Source organism: Micromonospora sp. ATCC 39149 (assembly GCF_000158815.1).
In the GTDB taxonomy this organism is placed as follows: domain Bacteria; phylum Actinomycetota; class Actinomycetes; order Mycobacteriales; family Micromonosporaceae; genus Micromonospora.
Genome location: NZ_GG657738.1, coordinates 2,383,189 through 2,402,423 on the forward strand (window position 1 = coordinate 2,383,189; position 19,235 = coordinate 2,402,423).

Consider the following 19,235-nt stretch of genomic DNA (forward strand, 5'->3'; position numbering starts at 1 on the left):
CAACGATCGACGGAAAGCAGGTTACTCGGTCACGATTCGTCGTCATGACCCGTGACCCGCTGCCCCGGCCCACCCTGCTGCCCGGCCTGACCCGCCTGTGGCGGGACCGGCACACCCTCCAGCTCGGGCTGGAGCCAGGCCGGGCCGTCCTCGTCGAGGTGGCCAACCCGCGCGCCGTCCGGGTGCTGGACCTGCTCGACGGCACCCGCAGCGAACGCCTCGTCCTCGCCCACGCCGCCGGGGCCGATGTGCCACGGGACGAGGCGCGCGGGCTCGTCGACGCGCTGCGGGCCGCCGGGCTGGTCGTACCCGCGCACACGCTGCTCCCCCGCGACCTCGCCGGCCCGGCGCGGCGGCGACTCACCGCGGAGGCCGGGGCCCTGGCCCTGGCCGCGCCCGCGCTGCCCGGCACGCCCGCCCAGGTGCTGCGGCGACGCCGGGGGGCGCGGGTGCTGGTCACCGGCGGTGGCCGGCTCGGCGCGGCGGTCGCCGTCGCGCTCGCCCAGGCCGGGGTCGGGCACGTGCACCCGGACCTGACCGGGCCGGTGTGCCCGGCCGACCTGGTGGGCACCGGCCTCGCCGCCACCGACCTGGGCCGGCCGCTCGCCGCCGCCGTGCGCGACGCGGTGGACCGGGTCGCCCCCGGCACCGCCACCCGCCCGCTGCGCGGCGGCAGGCCCGCCCTCGTGCTCCAGCTCGGCCTCGACCGGCCGGCGGCGCTGGTCGCGGCCGGGTTCACCCAGCGCCGCCAGCCGCACCTGCTGCTCACCCTGCGCGAGGGGGTGCCCACGGTCGGGCCGCTGGTTCGCCCGCCGTCCGGGCCCTGCCTGCGCTGCGTCGACCTGCACCGGACCGACCGGGACCCGGGCTGGCCGGCGCTCGCCGCCCAGCTCGCCACCGACGCCCCGGACCAGACCTGCGGTGCGGCGCTCCTGCTCGCCGCAGCGGGTTACGCCACCGCGGAGGCGCTGGCCCACCTCGACGGCGGCACCCCGGAGACTCTCGGCTGCGCCGTGGAGATCGCCGGCCCCGGTCGGCTACGCCGGCGGACCTGGCCGCCGCACCCGTCGTGCCGCTGCGCCGGGCCAACCCGCTGAGCCACCACCGCCCCGGCCACCCCACCCGCCATGCCGACGCGCCGGCCAGATCCGCCGACCGACCCCCGCCGGCCAGGGACGAAACGGTCCGAGTGGGCAACCGGCCCGACCCGCCGGGCGGCCACGATCCGGGGGTGGGCGACCCCGGCCCGGCAGCGAAGCAGCCGCGGGGCCGTCGAGTCGGTAACAATGGCCGGGTGACCGACATCCCGCGCCGGGCCATGTCCCGGACCGCCAAGCTCGCCGCCCTGCCGCTCGGCTTCGCCGGCCGGACCGTCCTCGGCATGGGCAAGCGCGTCACCGGGCTGGCGTCCGACGTGATCTCCGCCGAGATCCAGCAACGCACCGCCGAGCAGCTGTTCAGCGTGCTGGGCCAGCTCAAGGGCGGGGCGATGAAGTTCGGCCAGGCGCTGTCGGTTTTCGAGGCGGCCCTGCCCGAAGAGATCGCCGCCCCCTACCGGCAGGCCCTCACCAAGCTCCAGGAGGCCGCCCCGCCCCTGCCAGCGGCCACGGTGCACAAGGTGCTCGCCGAGCAGCTCGGCCCGGCCTGGCGGGAGCGCTTCGTCTCCTTCGACGACACCCCCGCCGCCGCGGCCAGCATCGGCCAGGTGCACCGGGCCCAGTGGCGGGACCCGGACGGCGGCGCGCCCCACGACGTGGCCGTCAAGATCCAGTATCCGGGGGCCGGGGACGCGCTGCTCGCCGACCTCAAGCAGCTCTCCCGGCTGAGCGGCATGCTCCGGGCGATCCAGCCGGGGCTGGACGTCAAGCCGCTGCTGGTCGAGCTACGGGAGCGGATCACCGAGGAGCTGGACTACGAGCTGGAGGCCGAGTCCCAGCGCGCCTTCGCCGTCGCGTACGCGGGCGACGCCGAGATCTTCATCCCGGCGGTGCTCACGGCCACCCCCCGGGTGCTGGTCACCGAGTGGATCGAGGGCACCCCGCTCGCCGAGATCATTCGGGAGGGCAGCGAGGAGCAGCGCGACGAGGCGGGCCGGCTCATGGCGATCCTGCACTTGTCCGCGCCGGCCCGGGCCGGCCTGCTGCACGCCGACCCGCACCCGGGGAACTTCCGACTGCTGCCGGACGGTCGGCTCGGCGTGATCGACTTCGGCGCGGTGGCCCGGATGCCGGAGGGTACGCCCGAGCCGATCGGTCGGCTGGCCGGGCTGGCGCTGCGCGGCGAGGCGGACGCGGTGGTCGCTGGGCTGCGCGAGGAGGGCTTCGTCAGCCCCACCGAGCCGATCGACGCTCAGGCCGTGCTCGATTTCATCCGGCCCATGCTGGATCCGGTGGCCGACGAGGAGTTCCGGTTCACCCGGGCCTGGCTCCGAGCCGAGGCGACCCGGCTGGCCAGCCCGCGCTCGCCGGCGTACCAGCTCAGCCGGCAGCTCAACCTGCCGCCGTCGTACCTGCTGATCCACCGGGTCACGCTCGGCTCGATCGGGGTGCTCTGCCAACTGCAGGCGAAGGCGCCGTACCGCTCGATCCTGGAGCGCTGGCTGCCGGGCTTCGCCCCGGTGGGCTGACCCGGTTCGAAGACGTGGGGGCGGATCGGCCGGCCGGCGATCCGCCTCGGCCGTGGGGGATCGGGTTAAAGGACGCCCAGGTCGGGTTCCGACTGGCTACGGTGTGTCACGACGGTACGGGCGGTACGGGTTGCCTCAGTGCTCGGGGGGTGCGACCGGCCTGAGGCCGGGGCATTCGGGCCCGGGACAACGCTTCGTGGAGTAGTTGCATCTCGACGGCTCCGTGGGGCATGTGCAGCAGCATTGGTTTCGGCTCTCTCTCGGGCCGGTGTGGCACCGGCGGGATGGTGCGGATCGGGTGTGTCAGGCAGCCAACCGGACGGCGTGACGCGACGCGGACAGCCCACTGGCCGCCAGGCGCGCCTCGGCCTCGACCTTCAGCGCGGCGTCACGCGCGACGTCCTCCTTGCGCGGGCGGCCCCGGGGCCGCTTGCGCGGAACGACCGCGCCACGCTCGAAGATCTCGCCGCCCCAGACGCCCCAGGGCTCGGCCCGCTCGACCGCGCCGGCAAGGCACTCGACGCGCAGCGGGCAGTCCCCGCAGAGCGACTTGGCCAGCTCAAGCTCGGTGGGCGAGTCGGAGAACCACAGGTCGGGGTCGACCTTCCGGCAGGGCAGGTTCGCCTCCATCTCGACGCTCAGGTCGACGGGGGCCAACGCCAGACTCATCTCCCGGTCACCTCTCTCTCACTTCGATCTCGTGGATCGGATTTCCGACGTACTTCGGCGGGGCAAAAAACTGAGGCCGCGGATCCCGGTAGCGGGTTCCGCGGCCTCGAGGTGAGCCGGTTGGTCTGGTGATCAGACCGGTCTACCTCGAGGTGGAACGCCGCGGACATCCGTGCGCTGCTTGGCGACGTCGATGCCCATGCCCGTGAAGCCACTGGTCCCCTCGGCTCCGGTGAGCGGCGCGACGGTCAGGTTCAGCTCGGCCTGAACCCGGACCTGGTGCACCTGCGGAGCCGACGGTCGAGCGGCGAGGGCCACCCGGACAGCCGAAAGCGGAGCGACGGCAGCGGGCAGCGCCAGCGGACGCTCGTTGGTGTAGATCTCCATTGGTGCCACCTCCCTAACGTGCCTCGAAGTCGACTGAACCCCACCCCCGTGAGCAGCCGGAATGGCGCCGCTCGCGAGGTGCGCCCTGAGGCTATTCCTCGTCACAGGGCAAGGGCAAACGAATTTACGGATCGATTTTCAAAGTTTTCTCACGGCAGACGTCGTCGACCGCGGCACCGTCCACAAGGGCCAACACCGGTTCGCCGTACAGGCCGATCTTGCGAGGGCCGATGCCGGCGATCGCGATCAGTTCCTCGCGCCGGCCGGGCCGCCGCTCGGCCAGCGCGGTGATGGTGGCGTCGGTGAAGACCACGTACGCGGGGACCTTCTGCGCGGCGGCCACCCGGGCCCGCCAGTCGCGCAACCGCTCGTAGAGGTCCTCGTCGATGTCGGAGGGGCAGGCCGGGCAGCGGCCGAGCTTGCGGTCCGGGCCGGCGAGCAGCGTCGCGCCGCAGATCCGGCAGGAGATCACCTGGTTGCGGCGGCGCTCGGCCCGCTTGGGCGCCGCGCCGGCCCGCTCCGTCCCGCCGCCGGAGCGGTCGAGCTGGGGCAAGAACCGCGACGGCCGCCGGGCCCGGCCGCCCGGCGAGCGGGCAACCGCGTACGACAGCCAGAGCCACTCCCGGGCCCGGGTGATGCCGACGTAGAGCAGCCTTCGCTCCTCCTCGACCTGCTCGGCGGTCCGCGCGTACGTGGTGGGCAGGGTGCCCTCGGAGAGCCCCACCAGGAAGACGGCGTCCCACTCCAGGCCCTTCGCGGAGTGCAGGGATGCCAGGGTCACCCCCTCGACGGTCGGCACGTGCTGCTGGGCGGCGCGGCGGGCCAGCTCGTCGTTGAAGTCGGCCAGCGTCACGAGGCGCTGCACAGCGGCGGCCTCGCCGATCGGCAGCACGGGCGGGGTGGCCGCGTACTCGTCGGCGAGCCCGACCAGGGCCGCCAACGCCTCCCAGCGTTCCCGGGCCGCGCCGCCGGCCGGGGCGGCGTCGGGGGCCCAGCCGACGGCCGACAGCCCCTCCACCACGGCGTCGCGCAGCGGTGTCTCGCCGGGAATCGAGCGGGTGGCCGCCCGCAGCGCCACCATCGCCTGGCGCACCTCGGCCCGCTCGAAGAACCGCTCGGCGCCCTGCACCACGTACGGCACCTCGGCCTCGGTGAGCGCCTTCTCGTACGCCTCGGACTGCGCGTTGGTGCGGAACAGCACGGCGATCTCCCGGGCCGGGGTGCCGGCGTCGACCAGGGCCCGGCAGCGGGTCGCCACGGCGGCGGCCTCGGCCGGCTCGTCGGTGAAGATCCGCAGGTCCGGCTCGGGGCCCGGTGGGCGCTGCCCGCGCAGCTCCAGCCGCAGCCGCGCCTCCGTTCCCCGGGCCTGGGAGATCACCGCGTTGGCCAGCCCGACGACCTGCGGGGTGGAGCGGTAGTCCCGGACCAGCCGAAGCACCGTCGCACCCCGGTGGCGGCGGGGAAAGTCGACCAGGTACGTCGAGGTGGCCCCGGTGAACGAGTAGATGGTCTGGCTGGCGTCGCCGACCACGGTGAGGTCGTCCCGGCCGCCGAGCCACGCCTCCAGCAGCCGCTGCTGCAACGGGTTGACGTCCTGGTACTCGTCGACCACGAAGTGCCGGTACTGGCCCCGGACCTGCTCGGCCACGTCCGGGTGCTCCTCGATGCCCCAGACGGCGGCACGCAGCATGTCCTCGAAGTCGATCACACCGTTGGCCCGCTTGAGCTTCTCGTACGCGACGAAGACCTCGGCCACCTTCGCCGGTTCGTGCGGCGTGTCGCGCAGCGCCTTCGCGGCGGCGACCACGTACTCCCCCGGCTCCACCAGGGACGACTTGGCCCACTCGATCTCGCCGGCCAGGTCCCGGGCGGCGGCCCGGTCGGCGCGCAGGCCGACCCGGGCGGCGGCGAGCGTGACCAGCCGAGCCTTGCTGTCCAGCAGCTCCGGCATCGCCCGCCCGGCGAGCAGGCGAGGCGCGAAGTACCGCACCTGCCGCAGCGCCGCCGCGTGGAATGTTCGGGCCTGCACACCGGATACGCCGAGCGCGGTGAGCCGGGCCCGCAGCTCGGCGGCGGCGCGGGCGGTGAAGGTGACCGCGAGCACGTGCCGGCCGGACACCTCGCCGGTCAGGACCCGGTGGGCGATCCGGGAGGTGACCGCCCGGGTCTTGCCGGTGCCGGCGCCGGCCAGGATGCAGACCGGGCCCGCCGGGGCGGTCACCGCGGCGCGCTGCTCCGGGTCCAGCCCGGCGAGCACCCGTTCCGAGCCTGAGTGAACCCCCACAGCGAGGAATCATCTCAGCTGCCCCGGATGTTGCAGCGACTAGCCTGGCCTGACGGGACGGGCAGAACGGACCTTGGAGGACGCGATCATGTTGACGATGTACTCGACCCCGTGGTGCGGCTACTGCCATCGGCTCAAGTCGCAGCTCGACCGGGAGGGCATCGCCTACCGGGTGGTCGACATCGAGCAGGACCCGAAGGCGGCCGAGTTCGTGATGAGCGTCAACGGCGGCAACCAGACCGTGCCGACCCTGCGCTTCGCGGACGGCAGCGCACTCACCAACCCGTCGATCACCCAGGTCAAGCAGCACCTCGCCGGCCTGCCGGGCTGACCGGCCACGCGCGTCACGCGACGGTGGCCGCCCGTTCTGGGCGGCCACCGTCTTCGGCGTGTCAGCGGGTGGGGTGGGCCACGCGCGGCTCGGGCCCGGATTCCGCCGCCCGGCGTTGCAGCGGGATGTGGGGCACGGCGGATACGGTCGGCGCGGAGAGTTGGCGGCCCCGCCAGAGGAAGGCACCAGCCGCGGTGGTGACCACGCCGACCAGCACGAACAGCAGCCGGTAGTCGAACACGCCGACGAGCAGCGCGCCGGCCCCGATCGAGATCGCCTGGGGGCCGCTGACCAGCGCCTCCGACGCCGCGACCACCCGGCCCAGCAGGCCCGCCGGGGTGCGCCGTTGGATGAGGGTGTTCAGCCCCACTGTGATCAGCGGGAGCGAGAGCCCGGCCAGCAGCAGCGCGGCGAATCCGAGCCACACGCTCGGGTAGGCAAGGGCCAGGGCGGCCGGGCCGAAGAGGGTCACTCCCGTGGCCAACGCGCCGACCTCACCGGCGCGGCGCACCAGGGCAGCGGAGAACAGGCCGCCGACCAACCCGCCGAGGCCCTGCACGGTGACCAGCACGCCGACGAACGCGGCGTCGCGGCGCAGGCCCTGGTCGACGTACGCGAAGATCAGCGACTCGGTGAAGCCCATCACCAGCGAGCCGAGGCCGTAGCCGAGCAGGGCGCGGCGCAGCGCCGGCTCGCTGGCCAGGTGCCGCAGCCCGGCCCCCAGCTCCGCCGTCCAGCGCGACCCACCGACGCCCGGCGCCGCCTCGGGCGTGCGCAGCAGGGCGACCACGGCGGCGGCCGTGATGAACCCGACCATCGCCAGCCCGGTGAGCAGCCAGCCGCCGACGGCGGCGTAGAGCGCGGCCCCGGCCAGCGGCCCGACCAGCCGCAGTCCCTGCCGCACGGTCTGTAGCACGCCGTTGGCGTCGGCGAGCAGTTCGACCGGGACCAGATGTCGGATCAGCCCGGCCAGCGCCGCGCTCAGCGTCAGGTACGACAACCCGTAGAGGCCCGCCACCACGTAGATGACCCAGACGTCGCCGGCCTCGGAGACCGCGAACAGCGGCGTGAGCAGGGCTGCGGTGGTGAGGTTCGCGGCGACGAAGAAGGGCCGCCGGGGGTACCGGTCGACCGCCCAGCCGATGAGCGGCGCGAGGACCATCGGCGCGATGATCGCGAAGATCGTCGCGCCGGCCAGTCCGTCGGAGCCGGTCAGGTCCTTCACCCAGATCGCGAGGGCGAGCAGCAGGATCGACTCCGCGGCCATGCTGGCCAGCAGCGCGCCGAACAGCAGTCGGAAGTCGGGGCGGCCCAGGACGGTGCGCATCGGGTTTCCTCTTCTCGGGGCGGCGGTGGGGGTTTCTGCAAGAAACGCGCCTGTCGGAGCTTCCGACGTCGGTCGCGCCGTCCATACTGACCGTGGGGGGCGAATTTCATACAGTTACCGTCGCGTCTCGCGACGGTCGACGGAGATGAGGACACCGTGCCTCCTACCGGACCGAGCCCAGTGCTGCGCCGCCGCAGGTTGGGCCTTGAGCTGCGCAAGCTGCGCGAGGCCGCCGGCCTCACCGGCGACCAGGTCATCGCGCGGATCGGGTGGGCATCCGCGTCGAAACTGTCCCGCCTGGAGAATGGTCGCAGCCGACCCGACCCGGACGACGTCGCCGCCCTGCTCGACCTCTACGGGGTGACCGACGCGCAACGCGAGGAGTTGCTCGGCATCACCGGCGAGGCCGGCGACATGCGGGGCTGGCTGCGCAAGTACCCGGTGATGACCCCGCAGCAGCGCAGCTTCGCCGAGCTGGAGGCGGGCTGCGCGGAGATCCTGGAGTACAACCCGGTCCTGGTGCCGGGGCTGCTACAGACCACCGGGTACGCCCGGCTGCGGATCGTCTCCGCTCACCAGGTCGAGTCCGGCGCCGGCGACTTGGAGCACGGCGAGACACCGGACAACGAGGTGGCCGCCCGGGTGGCCCGGCAGTCGCTGTTGAGCCGCGCCGACGCGCCGCGCTACACGGCGGTGCTGGAGGAGGCGGCGCTGGGGCGGCGGGCCGGCCCGCCGGAGGTGCTGCGGGAGCAGCTCAGCCAGCTCTGCAACCTGGCCATGCTGCCGCACGTCACCCTGCACGTGCTGCCACGGGACACCAAGATCGGCGACTGGTACCTCCCACCGACGGCGTTCTCGATCTACCGGTTCGCCGACCCGCTCGACCCGGAGACGCTGGCGATAGAAGGTGGGTTCACCAACGCCATGTCAACCGAGGTAAGCACTCTAAATGCCTATAAAGTGGCTTTCGAGTGGTTGCGCTCGGCGGCGCTCTCCGCATCGGACACCATCTCCTGGCTCTTCGAGGCCGCGGGGCGGCTGACCGAGGCGGCAGGGCCGTCGACGGCGACCCACGGTTCGGCAACGACGCCGACCCAACGCCGCCGGCACTCCGGACGCCTGACGGATCGGTGACCCCGTCGAGGGCCGCTCCCGGGCACCCGGCACCACTCGTTCCATCGGAGCAGTCCAATCAGGAGCAGACCATGAACGAGATCCCCAACACGCCGTCCGCCCTCGCCCGACAGTTGGCCGGCGCCCCGTGGCGGACCAGCACCCGCAGCCAGACCTCCAACTGCGTGGAGGTGGCCCCGCTGCGCGGCGGCCCGGCGGCCGTGGCGCTGCGGGACAGTAAGGACCGTGGCGGCCCGGTGCTGCTCTTCGACGGCGCCGGGTGGGCGGGCTTCATAGCCGGCACGAAGAGCGGGCAGTTCGACCTGAGCTGATCGCCCCGCCCGGGTCGGGGCCGTCGACGGAAGCCGGCGCCCCCGACCCGCGTCCGGCCGACCGCGACGGGCGTCATCCGATCGGGGGATACGCCGAACCGATCGTCCCGTTCCATTTGCTGGGACGCTGGCCGGGCGTAACATCTGTCGACAGAGTGACGTGGAACTTCCACCGATTGCCGCCCGTCACCGCCGTATCCGGAGACCACCATGCGGTTCCTGATCGTTCGCACCGACATCCGCGCCGCCGCTGACGTCGACATCGCGATCGCCTGGGCCACGGGTGGCCGGGTGCGCGACGAGACCGTCTCCCCCGAACCGCGCCGCCAGGTGGTGCACGCCGAGGACCGGGACGCCGCCCTGCTGCTGGCCCGGGCCCTGTCCACGGTGGGCGCGGTCCGCCGCGGCAAGCAGCGGGTCAAGGTCCTGCCGCTCGACGACCCCGCCCCCTCCTGAGCCCGGCACCGCGTCGCTCACGCTCCGCGATGACTGCGGCAGGGCGTGACGGTTGGCTGACCCGCAGGCCTGACCGTCGGACCTCCGCCGGTCAGCAGTCCGCCGGGTCAGCAGTGGCCGTCGAGCCAACGGTGGATCAGAAAGAGCGCGATCGACGACGGCGGGGGCAGGAGCAGGTGCTCGCCATCGCCCACGGACACCGGCCGCCCGGCCAGCGTCGCGCCGATCTCGCGGCGGGTGAACCAGCGGGCGTGCGCGATCTCGGCCGGGTCCACGTGCACCGGCGACCCCGGGTCGGCCACCGCGAGGAAGCCGAGCATCAGAGAGCCGGGGAACGGCCAGGACTGGCTGCCCGCGTACGCGATCTCCTCGACCGCCACGCCGACCTCCTCGCGGACCTCGCGCACCACGGCGGCCTCGGCCGACTCGCCGGGCTCGACGAACCCGGCGAGGCAGGAGTAACGGCGACGGCCCCTGCTGCGCGGCCAGGCCGCGTTGCTGCCGAGCAGACAACCGCCGTCCTGCCCCGCCGCCCCGTCGTGCACCAGCACGATCATCGCCGGGTCGGTACGCGGCCAGACCCGGCCGCCGTCCGGGTCGATCCGGGACCAACCGGCCTCGTCCACGCGGGTCGGGTGGCCGGTGGCCGGGGAGTAGCCGTGCCCGGCGTGCCAGTTGGTAAGCGCCAGCGCGGCGGTGAAGATGCCGGCGTCCCGGTCCACCAGCAGGTGCCCGACCTCCCGCAGGTGCGCCGCGCGGGTGCCGGGCAGCTCGGGCAGCGGGCTGTCCACCGCGAACACGGGCACGCCGTCGGGCTCGACACCGAGGAACATCGGGACCGAGCGGGGCACCCCGGGCAGCTCACCGGGGCCGACCAGCACCAGCTCCGGCGGGGACGCGTCGGCACGGACCAGGGCCCGGCCGTCGTCGGCGGAGTCGAGCACCAGGACCCGGGCCCGCTCCCACGCCTCGGCCAGCCACTGCGGGTCGGCGCGGCGGTGCGCGGCCCGGTCGAGGGTGGATCGGGCCAGCGGCGGGACGGCCTCCCCGCCGCCCCGGACCAGCCCACCCCCGGCGGTCACGCCCCGACCTGCTCGGTCTGGACGGGGGCGAGGGCGGACAGGGCGGGGGCGATCCGCTCGGCGTCGCCGAGCACCACCGTGACCGCCCGCGCTGGGGCGAGGTAGCGCTGAGCCACCTCGGCCACCTCGTCGACGGTGGCCTTCGCCAGCCGGGCGGCGTGCTCGGCGAGGAAGTCCAGACGCAGCCCACTGCCGGCGTACGCGCTGGTCAGCGACGCCAGCCCGGCCTGGGTGGACACGCCGAGCTGGAGGGTGCCGAGGGCGTACTGGCGGGCCTGCTCCAGCTCGTCCGGCTTCGCCGGAAGCGTGGCCAGCCGACCCAGCTCGTACATCGTCTCCAGCAGCGCCGGGCCCGTCACCTCGGTGGCGACCTCGGCGGCGGCGACCAGCACCGACCCGGCCACCGAGTGCTCGACCAGCGAGTACGGCCCGTACGTGTAGCCCTTGTCCTCCCGGATGTTCTCCACCCAGCGGGAGGAGAAGTAGCCGCCGAAGACCAGGTTGGCCAGTTGCAGCGCGGCGTGGTCGGGGTGGGTGCGGGGCACCGCCGGCAGGGCGATCCGCAACGACGACTGCACCGAACCGGGCCGGTCGACCAGCAGCAGCGGGCCGGGCTCCAGCGGCGGGGCGGGCGGCAGCTCGGCGGTCTGGCCCGCACCGTCCCAGCCCGCTAGGGCCTTCTCGGCAGCGTCCAGGGCCCGCTCCGGCTGCACGTCGCCGACCAGCACCAGCACCGCGTCGGCCGGGTGCACCCGCTCGGCGTGCAGCCGGCGTAGCGCCGCCGGCCGCACCGCGTGCACCTGCTCGGGCTCGGGGGTCTGCACCGCGTACGGGTGCCTGCCGTAGACCCGCCGCAGCAGGGCGGTGCGGGCCAGGTGGGCCGGCTGGCTCTGCGCCACCTGGATGCGGTCGACCAGCCGGTCCCGCTCGGTGCCGACCTCCTGAGCCGGGTACGTCGCGCCGGTCAGCACGTCGGCCAGGATCTCCAGCATCCGGTCCAGCCCGGTGACCAGCCCGGCACCGGAGAGCATGAGCCGGTCCGGGTCGATACCGGCGGAGAGCCCGCCACCGACCGCCTGGAGCTCCGCGGCGATCTGCACGCTGGTCATCGATTTCGTGCCGGAGAGCATGGTCTGCGCGAGCATCGCCCCCCGGGCCAGGTGGGTCCGGCCGGTCGGCATCCACAGCCGCAGCTCCACCAGGGGGACGGCCGGGCGGCGCACGGCGATGACGGTCAGCCCGTTGCCGAGCCTCCGCTCGGCCTGCTTCGGCAGCTTCATCCTGCGGTTCGGCCCGAGCGGCGGCAGCAACCGCGCCCCGGCCCCGGCGGTGATCGTCACCTGGTGCCTCCCGGGATGACCTCGATGGACGCCCGGCGCTCCGGCCGCAGGGTGGCGGCGGCGGCCCGGACCTGTTCGTCGGTGACCTCGCCGACCAGCCGGGGCAGGTCGTTGAGCAGGCCCGGCTCGCCGCGCTGCTGCTCCAGCACCGCCATCCGCAGCGCCCGACCGAGCACCGCGTCCGTGTCGCGCAGCAGGTGGGTGGCCATCCGGGCCTGGGTGCGGGCCAGCTCGCCGTCGGTCGGGCCGTCGGTGGCCAGCCGGTCCAGCTCCTCGTCGACGGTACGCAGCACCTTGTCGACGTCCCCGCCGGGCGGCAGGTGCGCCTGGAGCAACAGGGCCGTGGGGTCGCGCACGTCGAACGCGTCGCCCATGAACCCGACGTACCCGCCGAGGCTGGTGACCGCGCGGTCCCGCTGGACCAGCCGCTCGACCAGCCGGGACGCGTCGCCGTCGGTGAGCACCTCGGCGAGCACCACGTACGGCAGGTAGCCGGCGAAGTCGGTGATCGGGTCGGGCACCCGCCAGGCCGAGGCCACCGCCGGCAGCGGGGCCAGCGCGTCGGTGTACGACGAGCGCCGCTCGGCCGTCAGGTCGGGCTCGGCGAAGTCGGGGCGGTCGGGGGCGGGCCGGGCCGGCACGTCGCCGAAGTGCCGCTCGACCAGCGCGGTCGCCTCGGCCACGTCGACGTCCCCGCTGACCGCGAGGACGGCGCTGCCGCTGGCGTAGTACCGGCGGAAGAAGTCGGCCGCGTCGTCCACGGTGGCCGACTCCAGGTCGTCGAAGGAGCCGTAGCCGTCGTGCGCGTTGGGAAAGGTGTCGAACATGACCGGCGGCAGGGTCAGCCAGGGGAACCCGCCGTACGGGCGGTTCAGCACGTTGACCCGGATCTCCTCCTTGACCACGTCGACCTGGTTGCGCAGGTTCTCCTCGGTCAGCCGGGGGCCGCGCATCCGGTCGGCCTCCAGGAACAACGCCCGCTCCAGGGCGTTGCTCGGCAGCGTCTCGTAGTAGTCCGTGTAGTCGTGGTGGGTGGACCCGTTGAAGGTGCCGCCGGCGCCCTGCACGTGCCGGAAGTGGGCCAGCTTCTCCAGGTTCTCCGAGCCCTGGAACATCAGGTGCTCGAAGAGGTGGGCGAAGCCCGTACGCCCCTCGGGCTCGGAGCGGATGCCGACGTCGTAGACCACCGCCACCCCGATCACCGGGGCGCTGCGGTCGGGGGTGAGCACCACCCGCAGGCCGTTGTCGAGGGTGAACCGCTCGACCGGGTACTTCGTCGCTGGAATTCTGGATCTCCGCGCCGCCACGGGTCGACCCTAGCGCGTCGGGTCAGCCTACGGGCGCGACGGCGGCGACCCGGGGCAGCACCTGCGCGCCGACCCGCTCGGCCTCCTCCCGGTGCGGCCAGCCGGAGAGGACGAACTCGTCGACGCCGTGCGAGGCGTACTCGTCGATTCTGGCCGCGACCTCGGCGTAGCTGCCGACAAGCGCGGTGCCGGCCCCCTCGCGGACCAGGCCGATCCCGGCCCACAGGTTCGGGGCGACGGTGAGCGCGTCGGCGGACCCGCCGTGCAGGGCGGCCATCCGGGCCTGGCCCACGGAGTCCATCCGGCGGAACCGGGCCTGCGCGGCGGCGATCCGCTCGGGGCTCATCCCGGTCAGCAGCCGGTCCGCCTCCGCCCACGCCTCGCCGGCGGTCGCCCGGGCGATGACGTGCAGCCGCAGGCCGGTGCGCAGGGCGCGGCCCCGCTCGGCGGCCAGGGCCCGCACCCGGGCCACCCGGGCCGCGATGGCGGCCGGCGGTTCACCCCACATGAGGTACGCGTCGGCGTGCCGCGCCGCCACCGCCTCGGCGGCCGGGGACGCCCCGCCGAGGTAGACCGGCGGCGGGGCGGCCAGCGGGGCGGCCAGTCCGCCGCTGGCGACCCGGTAGTGCACGCCGGTGAAGTCGAACGGCACGCCGCGCCAGGCCCGGCGGAGCACGTCGATGAACTCGCCGGTGCGCGCGTACCGGTCGTCGTGGTCGAGGAAGTCGCCGTACGCCCGTTGTTCGGCGGGGTCGCCGCCGGTGACGACGTTGAGCGCGAGCCGCCCGCCGGAGACGGCCTGGAACGCCTCGGCCTGTGCGGCGACGAGCGTGGGCAGCGCGAACCCGGTCCGCACGGCGACAAGCATGCCGATCCGGTCGGTGTGCTGGGCGACGGCGGCGCAGACGATCCACGGGTCGGGGCAGCCGGAGCCGACCGGGGTGAGCAGCGCGGCGAAGCCGGCCGCCTCGGCGGCCCGGGCGACCTCGGCCAGGTAGCCGACGGTGGCGGCCCGCTCGTGCCGGGCCGCGCCGGCCGTGACGGTGGCGGCGCCTACCTGGTGCCCGTCGCCGGACGTGGGGAGGAACCAGTGGAAGGTCACGTCGACCGCCTCTCCGCCCGGCGCGCGGGTCGGACTCTCGCGCCGCAGCGGCTGCGGAGTTCGCGCCGCAAGCGCCGTCAAACCTAGCAAGAAGGTAGGAAAACCCGGAATAATCCCGGGCGCGAATCCCGCGATGTGGACGGTTCTTGACGTCGCCCGAAGCCTGCCCCACTCTTCCTACCTACTAAGTAGGAATACTGCGGATTGGACAGACGATGAGACGGCTACCCTTCCGTCGGATGGTCGCCCTTGCCACCCTCGCCGTGTTGGGCGCGGCGACCCTGGGTGCCACCGCCGCCTGCGGCGCGGACGACGGCGCGGCCGCAGGCGGCTCCGGCCCGGTCACGCTCCGACTGGGCTACTTCCCCAACATCACCCACGCACCCGCGGTCGTCGGAGTGGAGAAGGGCATCTTCGCCGAGAAGCTCGGCAGCGACGTCACGCTGGAGACGAAGACCTTCAACGCCGGTCCGGCCGCCATCGAGGCCATCTTCTCCGGCGCGCTCGACGCGACGTACATCGGCCCCAACCCGACGGTGAACGCGTTCTCCAAGTCCAGGGGCGAGGCCATCCGGGTCGTCTCCGGCGCCGCGTCCGGCGGCGTGGCCCTGGTGGTCAAGCCGGAGATCACCTCGGTCGAGCAGCTCAAGGGCAAGAAGATCGCCACCCCGCAGCTCGGCAACACCCAGGACGTGGCGCTGCGCTACTGGCTCAAGGAGAAGGGCCTGACCGCCACCAAGGAGGGCGGCGGCGACGTCAAGGTGGTCCCCCAGGAGAACGCCCAGACAGTGGACACCTTCTCCAGCGGGGCGATCGACGGGGCGTGGGTGCCCGAGCCGTTCGTCTCCCGGCTGATCAACGCCGGCGGCAAGGTGCTGGTCGACGAGCGCGACCTGTGGCCGGACAGGAAGTTCGTCATCACCAACCTGATCGTCTCCACCAAGTTCCTCAAGGCCCACCCGGACGTGGTGCGGAAGCTGGTCGAGGGGCAGGCCGCGGCGAACGAGTTCGTCAACACCAAGCCGGACGAGTCGCAGCAGGCCATCTCCGACCACATCGGCAAGATCACCGGGAAGCCGCTGGACGTGAAGCTGATCAAGCAGGCATGGCCGACGCTGGAGTTCACCAACGACCCCATCGCCTCGTCGCTGAAGACCGGCCTGGACCACGCGGTCGCCGTGGGCCTGACCCAGCCGGTCAGCCTCGACGGGCTCTACGACCTGACCTACCTCAACGAGGTGCTCAAGGCCCAGGGCAAGCCCGAGGTCGCCCAGCCATGACGTCGACCAAGACGACGCCCCGCAGCGCAACCGGCTCGGTCGCGCTGCACGGCGTCACCAAGGTGTACGGGCAGGGCGAGCACGCCGTCCTCGCCCTGGACGGGGTTTCCCTCGACGTCGCTCCCGGCGAGTTCGTCTGCCTCGTGGGCGCCTCCGGCTGCGGCAAGAGCACCCTGCTCAACCTGGTCGCCGGCCTGGACCGGGTCAGCGGCGGGCGGATCGAGCTGGGCGACGGGGTCAACCCGGGCCTGATGTTCCAGGAGTCCGCCCTCTTCCCGTGGCTCACCGTCGAGGGCAACGTCGACGTGCCGCTGAAGCTGCGCCGCCTGCCCCGGGCGCAGCGCCGCGAGCGGGTCGCCGAGCTGCTGCGCACGGTGCACCTGGCCGAGTTCGGCCGCAAGCGTCCACACCAGCTCTCCGGCGGCATGCGGCAGCGGGTCGCGCTCGCCCGCACCCTGGCCCTGGACACCCCGGTCCTGCTGATGGACGAGCCGTTCGGCGCGCTCGACGCGATGACCCGGGACATCCTGCACGACGAGCTGGAACGGATCTGGACCGAACGCAAGCTCACCGTGCTCTTCGTGACCCACAACGTCCGGGAGGCGGCGCGGCTCGCCGATCGGATCATCCTGCTCTCCAGCCGGCCCGGCCGGATCATCTACTCCACCCCGGTCGACGTGCCCCGGCCCCGACGCATCGACTCCCCGGAGATCGGATCCATCGCCGCCGAGGTCACCGGCCGGCTTCGTACGGAGGTGGGCCGCCATGGCCAGTGACACGCTCGCCGACGCGGCGCGCGCCGACGCGGAAATCTCCGGGCTCGACGCGCTGGAGATCGCCGGCCGGCAGAAGACGACGACCCGGGCCGTCACCATCTGGGCCTCCACCTGGCCGAAGCTGGCCGCGCTCGCCATCGCCGTCGGGGCCTGGCAGGTCGTGGTGTGGGCGGAGGTCTGGCCGTCGTACTCGCTGCCCGGCCCCGGCACCGTCTGGCAGGAGCTGGTCCGGCAGGCCGGCGGGGCGCAGCTCTGGGACGGGCTGGCCACCACCCTGCGCCGGGCCGCCGTCGGCTACGTCTTCTCCGTCGGCGTCGGTCTGCTGCTGGGTCTCGCCGTGGCCCGGTTCCGGGTGCTGCGGGCGGCCATCGGTTCGATGATCACCGCGTTGCAGACCATGCCGTCGATCGCCTGGTTCCCGCTGGCGATCCTGCTGTTCGAGCTGAGCGAGGAGGCCATCTTCTTCGTCGTGGTGCTCGGCGCGGCCCCGTCCATCGCCAACGGGGTGATCAGCGGCGTGGACTACGTGCCACCGCTGCTGCAACGGGCCGGACGCAACCTCGGCGCCCGGGGACTCAACCTCTACCGGTACGTCATCGCCCCGGCCGCCCTGCCCGCCATCGTCGCCGGGCTGAAGCAGGGCTGGGCGTTCTCCTGGCGCAGCCTGATGGCCGGCGAGCTGATCGTGGTGGGCATCTCGCAGACCTCGCTCGGCGCCCAGCTGACGTACGCCCGGGAGCTGGCCGACGCGCCCTGGCTGCTCTCCACGATGATCGTCATCCTGGTCGTGGGGCTCGGGGTCGACGCCGCGTTCGGGGCGGCGGACCAGGCGATCCGCCGCCGCTGGGGCGTGCTGGACCAGACCGGGCAGTGACGTGTACGTCTCCGCGCGCAGCGACTACGCGCTCCGGGCCATGCTCGCCGTCGCCGTCGCTGCGGCCGACGGTGGCGGAACGACCGGCGACCTGGGCCACGCCCCCGCACCCGGCGGCGAGCTGGTCAAGGCGGCGGCCCTGGCCGAGAGCCAGGCCATCCCGCTGAGTTTCCTCCAGGGCATCCTGCTCGACCTGCGCCGGGCCGGGTTGCTCCTCAGCCACCGGGGCGCCGAGGGCGGCTACGCCCTGACCCGGCCGGCCGACGAGATCAGCGTCGGGGACGTGCTCCGTGCGGTCGGCGGGTCGCTCACCTCGGTGCGCGGCCTGCCGGCCGAGATCGCCGGCTACCACGGGGTGGCCACCGGCCTGCGCGACGTGTGGCTGGCCGTGGACGGGGCGATCGCCACGGTGGTGGACCGGACGAGTCTGGCCGACCTGCTCGCCGCGAAGAGCCGGGAGCCGGCCGCCCGGGACGGGGCCAGGGCGACGGCCCGGCCGTAGCCGACCGGATCGGCGGAGCCTGACCGACCGTCACCTGTCCCGCGCCGGCCTGCCGCGGCCGGCGTGGGACAGGCCGGTGCAGGCCGGCGCGGGACAGGCCGGCCGCCGGCTGAACGGTGCGGGTTCAGCCGGCGGACCGGTCGGTCACTCCGATGACGGCACCGGTGAGCTGCGCGTCCGCCCCGTTCGGGTTGTGCAGCCCCACCAACCCGGCCGGCGGCCGGGTGTTCCGGGTGGGGTGCCACGGCGAGAAGGCCGCCGCTGTGGCGAGCACCAGCCCCGCCCCCGCGACCGCCAGCACCACCAGCAGTTCCCGCACCGCCCCCGACTCGGCGTCGGCTGTCATGGTCGTCCTCCCCCCAGCCAAGGCCGGTCCCCACCGGCCCGTGTTCCCCCGCGGCTAGCATCACCCACGGCGCACGTGGACGACAGTCGCCGATCGGACTCGCGCGCGCCTGATTCCTGACTCAGCAAATTGGACCGGGTCGCACGCTGGCGGCCCGCCGGGCCAGCGGAATCTGGTGAGGCTGGAGCGGTCAGGCGGAACGCGGGCGGCGCGGGCGACGCGACCGGCCCGACGCGCGGTGCCCGGGACGACGTCCCTCGGCACCCGCCGCGTCCCGGGCAGTCGGGGTGCCTACCGGCACACCGGCGGAGTGGGGCGTGCCGCTGGGCGCGGCGGTGCCGTGGGAGGCGCGGCCGGAGCGGGAGCCCCGGCCGGCCGGAGCGGGCCGCTGGGGCGGCGGGGCGACGACGGTCACCGGCACGCCGGACGGCTCCCGGGCGCCCGTGACCCGGGCCAGCGCCTCGTCGCCGGGGCGGACCTGGGTGGCCTGCGGCCGGATGCCGGCGGTGGCCATCAGCCGGGACACCTCCCGGCGCTGCTCGGGCAGGACCAGGGTGACCACCGTCCCGGACTCCCCGGCGCGTGCGGTACGCCCGCCCCGGTGCAGGTAGTCCTTGGCCTCGGTCGGCGGGTCGACGTTGACCACCATGTCGAGGCCGTCGACGTGGATGCCCCGGGCGGCCACGTCGGTGGCGACCAGCGCGGTCACCTGACCGGTGCGGAACTGCTCCAGGATCCGGGTGCGCTGCGGCTGGGACTTGCCGCCGTGCAGGGCGGCGGCCCGTACGCCCTTGGCCAGCAGTTGGCGGGCCAACCGGTCGGCGCGGTGCTTGGTGCCCATGAACAGGATGGTGCGGCCGTCCCGGGCCGCGATCCGGGTCAGGGTGGCCGGCTTGTCCTCCACCTCCACGTGCAGCACGTGGTGGGTCATCGCGGTGACCGTGGCGGTGCCGGGGTCGACGGAGTGCGAGACCGGGTTCGTGAGGAACCGGCGGACCAGCTTGTCCACGCCGCCGTCCAGGGTCGCCGAGAAGAGCATCCGCTGGCCGTCGCCGGCACACCTGCTCCAGCAGCTTGGTGACCTGCGGCAAGAAGCCCATG

The 19,235-nt window shown here is 74.0% G+C and carries 20 protein-coding genes; 10 read left to right on the forward strand and 10 right to left on the reverse strand.

Annotated features, from left to right (window positions below; genetic code table 11):
* The first annotated feature begins 44 nt into the window (after positions 1 to 44).
* Together MCAG_RS09925 and MCAG_RS09930 are read left to right on the forward strand one after the other, a co-directional pair.
* Positions 45 to 1,097: a hypothetical protein gene (locus tag MCAG_RS09925; RefSeq protein WP_007072830.1), complete on the forward strand. Its 1,053-nt coding sequence runs from the start codon at positions 45 to 47 to the stop codon at positions 1,095 to 1,097.
* 197 nt (positions 1,098 to 1,294) lie between these two features.
* On the forward strand, positions 1,295 to 2,626 hold the full coding sequence (locus MCAG_RS09930) for an AarF/ABC1/UbiB kinase family protein (protein WP_036376776.1): 1,332 nt from the start codon (positions 1,295 to 1,297) through the stop codon (positions 2,624 to 2,626).
* A 303-nt stretch (positions 2,627 to 2,929) separates the two neighbouring features.
* On the opposite strand, the gene MCAG_RS09935 is transcribed toward MCAG_RS09930, so the two are convergent.
* The 3 genes from MCAG_RS09935 to MCAG_RS09945 all read right to left on the reverse strand — a co-directional run bounded on the left by MCAG_RS09935 (position 2,930) and on the right by MCAG_RS09945 (position 5,966).
* Positions 2,930 to 3,295: a WhiB family transcriptional regulator gene (locus tag MCAG_RS09935; RefSeq protein WP_007072832.1), complete on the reverse strand. Its 366-nt coding sequence runs from the start codon at positions 3,293 to 3,295 to the stop codon at positions 2,930 to 2,932.
* 132 nt (positions 3,296 to 3,427) lie between these two features.
* Positions 3,428 to 3,682, reverse strand: coding sequence for a hypothetical protein (locus tag MCAG_RS09940; protein ID WP_007072833.1), 255 nt, complete (start codon positions 3,680 to 3,682; stop codon positions 3,428 to 3,430).
* 124 nt (positions 3,683 to 3,806) lie between these two features.
* Positions 3,807 to 5,966, reverse strand: coding sequence for an ATP-dependent DNA helicase UvrD2 (locus tag MCAG_RS09945; RefSeq protein ID WP_007072834.1), 2,160 nt, complete (start codon positions 5,964 to 5,966; stop codon positions 3,807 to 3,809).
* A gap of 88 nt (positions 5,967 to 6,054) precedes the next feature.
* Between MCAG_RS09945 and MCAG_RS09950 the strand changes: the two genes are divergently transcribed.
* The gene (locus MCAG_RS09950) at positions 6,055 to 6,297 is read left to right on the forward strand and encodes a mycoredoxin (protein WP_007072835.1); all 243 of its coding nucleotides are present in this window, start codon (positions 6,055 to 6,057) and stop codon (positions 6,295 to 6,297) included.
* Positions 6,298 to 6,358: 61 nt separating this feature from the next.
* Here MCAG_RS09950 and MCAG_RS09955 read toward each other — a convergent pair whose 3' ends face one another.
* Entirely contained in the window at positions 6,359 to 7,624 is a 1,266-nt protein-coding gene (locus tag MCAG_RS09955; RefSeq protein WP_007072836.1) for an MFS transporter, read from the reverse strand.
* Positions 7,625 to 7,780: 156 nt separating this feature from the next.
* Here MCAG_RS09955 and MCAG_RS09960 point away from each other — a divergent pair, with 156 nt between their 5' ends.
* The 3 genes from MCAG_RS09960 to MCAG_RS09970 all read left to right on the forward strand — a co-directional run bounded on the left by MCAG_RS09960 (position 7,781) and on the right by MCAG_RS09970 (position 9,525).
* The gene (locus MCAG_RS09960; RefSeq protein ID WP_007072837.1) at positions 7,781 to 8,758 is read left to right on the forward strand and encodes a helix-turn-helix transcriptional regulator; all 978 of its coding nucleotides are present in this window, start codon (positions 7,781 to 7,783) and stop codon (positions 8,756 to 8,758) included.
* Positions 8,759 to 8,829: 71 nt separating this feature from the next.
* Positions 8,830 to 9,069, forward strand: coding sequence for a DUF397 domain-containing protein (locus MCAG_RS09965; protein WP_007072838.1), 240 nt, complete (start codon positions 8,830 to 8,832; stop codon positions 9,067 to 9,069).
* Between the two features lie 210 nt (positions 9,070 to 9,279).
* Positions 9,280 to 9,525, forward strand: a complete 246-nt coding sequence (locus MCAG_RS09970) for a hypothetical protein (RefSeq protein WP_036373011.1) — start codon at positions 9,280 to 9,282, stop codon at positions 9,523 to 9,525.
* Between the two features lie 107 nt (positions 9,526 to 9,632).
* Here MCAG_RS09970 and nudC read toward each other — a convergent pair whose 3' ends face one another.
* From nudC to MCAG_RS09990, 4 genes are read right to left on the reverse strand one after another with little or no spacing between them, the layout of a single operon-like run.
* Complete coding sequence (gene nudC, locus MCAG_RS09975; protein WP_007072840.1) at positions 9,633 to 10,589, reverse strand: NAD(+) diphosphatase; 957 nt, start codon at positions 10,587 to 10,589, stop codon at positions 9,633 to 9,635.
* Between the two features lie 14 nt (positions 10,590 to 10,603).
* A complete protein-coding gene (locus tag MCAG_RS09980; RefSeq protein ID WP_050778168.1) occupies positions 10,604 to 11,887 on the reverse strand; it encodes a pitrilysin family protein in 1,284 nt (427 codons plus the stop codon).
* A 56-nt stretch (positions 11,888 to 11,943) separates the two neighbouring features.
* On the reverse strand, positions 11,944 to 13,254 hold the full coding sequence (locus MCAG_RS09985; protein WP_007072842.1) for a pitrilysin family protein: 1,311 nt from the start codon (positions 13,252 to 13,254) through the stop codon (positions 11,944 to 11,946).
* A 22-nt stretch (positions 13,255 to 13,276) separates the two neighbouring features.
* Positions 13,277 to 14,356: an LLM class flavin-dependent oxidoreductase gene (locus MCAG_RS09990; RefSeq protein WP_007072843.1), complete on the reverse strand. Its 1,080-nt coding sequence runs from the start codon at positions 14,354 to 14,356 to the stop codon at positions 13,277 to 13,279.
* A 215-nt stretch (positions 14,357 to 14,571) separates the two neighbouring features.
* On the opposite strand from MCAG_RS09990, the gene MCAG_RS09995 reads away from it, so the two are divergent.
* Genes MCAG_RS09995 through MCAG_RS10010 form a run of 4 tightly spaced genes read left to right on the forward strand, consistent with a single transcriptional unit; the run spans position 14,572 to position 17,788 of the window.
* Entirely contained in the window at positions 14,572 to 15,636 is a 1,065-nt protein-coding gene (locus MCAG_RS09995; protein ID WP_036373013.1) for an ABC transporter substrate-binding protein, read from the forward strand.
* On the forward strand, positions 15,633 to 16,412 hold the full coding sequence (locus MCAG_RS10000; RefSeq protein WP_007072845.1) for an ABC transporter ATP-binding protein: 780 nt from the start codon (positions 15,633 to 15,635) through the stop codon (positions 16,410 to 16,412). The genes MCAG_RS09995 and MCAG_RS10000 overlap by 4 nt, the downstream gene beginning before the upstream one ends.
* Positions 16,402 to 17,286 carry an ABC transporter permease gene (locus tag MCAG_RS10005; RefSeq protein WP_007072846.1) on the forward strand — a complete coding sequence of 295 codons (885 nt, stop codon included), beginning with the start codon at positions 16,402 to 16,404 and terminating at the stop codon, positions 17,284 to 17,286. The genes MCAG_RS10000 and MCAG_RS10005 overlap by 11 nt, the downstream gene beginning before the upstream one ends.
* Position 17,287: 1 nt before the next feature.
* Positions 17,288 to 17,788 carry an Rrf2 family transcriptional regulator gene (locus MCAG_RS10010; RefSeq protein ID WP_007072847.1) on the forward strand — a complete coding sequence of 167 codons (501 nt, stop codon included), beginning with the start codon at positions 17,288 to 17,290 and terminating at the stop codon, positions 17,786 to 17,788.
* A 124-nt stretch (positions 17,789 to 17,912) separates the two neighbouring features.
* Here MCAG_RS10010 and MCAG_RS10015 read toward each other — a convergent pair whose 3' ends face one another.
* Together MCAG_RS10015 and MCAG_RS10020 are read right to left on the reverse strand one after the other, a co-directional pair.
* Positions 17,913 to 18,134, reverse strand: coding sequence for a hypothetical protein (locus MCAG_RS10015; RefSeq protein ID WP_007072848.1), 222 nt, complete (start codon positions 18,132 to 18,134; stop codon positions 17,913 to 17,915).
* Positions 18,135 to 18,324: 190 nt separating this feature from the next.
* Positions 18,325 to 19,235: helicase-related protein (locus MCAG_RS10020; protein WP_369751311.1), on the reverse strand; the 911-nt coding region annotated here is incomplete at its 5' end.